The organism is Peribacillus sp. NPDC056705 (assembly GCF_043656335.1).
This window is the reverse complement of record NZ_JBHTYI010000217.1, coordinates 1-1,249: the sequence shown is the minus strand read 5'-3', so window position 1 is coordinate 1,249 and position 1,249 is coordinate 1. Positions and strand designations below refer to the sequence as shown.

General features: G+C 48.8%; 2 protein-coding genes and 1 pseudogene. 2 read left to right on the top strand and 1 reads right to left on the bottom strand.

Annotation, left to right across the window (positions count from 1 at the left end; all coding sequences use genetic code 11):
• Positions 1 to 309 (bottom strand): annotated as a pseudogene (locus tag ACFRAK_RS29075) (beta-glucosidase); the annotation flags it as partial.
• Between the two features lie 357 nt (positions 310 to 666).
• On the opposite strand from ACFRAK_RS29075, the gene ACFRAK_RS29070 reads away from it, so the two are divergent.
• Both ACFRAK_RS29070 and ACFRAK_RS29065 read left to right on the top strand, forming a co-directional pair.
• Positions 667 to 996, top strand: coding sequence for a PadR family transcriptional regulator (locus ACFRAK_RS29070; RefSeq protein ID WP_394573209.1), 330 nt, complete (start codon positions 667 to 669; stop codon positions 994 to 996).
• A gap of 1 nt (position 997) precedes the next feature.
• On the top strand, positions 998 to 1,249 hold a 252-nt coding region (locus tag ACFRAK_RS29065; RefSeq protein WP_394573208.1), incomplete at its 3' end, for a permease prefix domain 1-containing protein.

Sequence of the window (1,249 nt, the reverse complement as noted above, 5' to 3'; positions counted from 1 at the left end):
ATGTATAGCCTTGTTGCGTTGGTAATACACGCGAGTCTCATCTGCAATAACCGAACCGATGCTGCGCATCAGCTCAGGGTTCCAAGTGCAGGCGAGTCCGGTATTCTGGGGGAAGACCGTCGCTTCACCGAGCCATGCGACACCGTGGGCACCTTCGGTGCCATGTTTATATTGAGGTACGCCGAGTCTGGGGATCTCTGTCTGGTATTGGCACATTAAGGCGATTTTCTCAGCCAACGTGAATTGAGATACCAGATCGTTGACCCGCTGCTCTAATGGAAGATCCGGATTCTGAAATTGATAGTTCATCTGTACAACCTCATTTCTATGTAGTATAGGATTGTAAACGTTCTCATATATAAGGGGATTTCGATGTGCGGCTTAATATCAGCCAACTTTTATCATAATGGGTGGCGCGGCGGGTTCATACCGGGAGGATTAGCGCTGTTTTCATATAGAAATTACGACTAAACAGAACGTAAGCGAGCTTCTCGTCTTTATAGAGAAGAGAAGAAACCTCTAGCCAGGGTTAGTAAGTATATTCCCTACTTATGCTAGGTTTTTTCTATTTATCAGATCTTTATTGCAATGCAAGGGGCTATATCATATACTCGTATACATAGATTTACGATACATAGATTATCTAGGTATGGGGTGATCGCAAACATGAGCATTAACAAGGAACTGTTGAAAGGCAGCACCGTCATCTTGTTGCTGACGGTGCTGAACCAACGCGAGATGTACGGTTATGAGTTAATTAAGGAGATTGAGCAGAGCTCCAACGGTGTATTCCTGATGAAGGAGGGGACGTTATACCCGATTCTGCACACGCTTGAAGCTGAAGGATGGCTGGAATCGTACTGGAGTCAGCATGATGGACGGAAGCGAAAGTATTACCGGATGACCAAGCGAGGACAGGAGCATCTTCGTGAGAAAACCAAAGAGTGGGTCAAGTTCCGTACCGCCGTCGACACCGTGATTGGGGAGGGAACTTAACGTGCTGCGTGCAGAGGAGTACCGCGTTGTTCAAGAGTTCCTAGACCGGGTATGCAAGCAAGTACGCGCCAAGCCGATGCACAGCGAGATTCGGGAGGAACTGCTGGGGCATATCGAGGAACGGGCGGAGCTGTTAATGCTGGAAGGGAATGCAGAGGAGCCTGCCGTGCAGGAAGCGGTTAGGCAGATGGGTGAACCCGAGGATATCGGGAACTGTCTGCATCTGGCCCATCGACCGCAGATGGATTGGAAG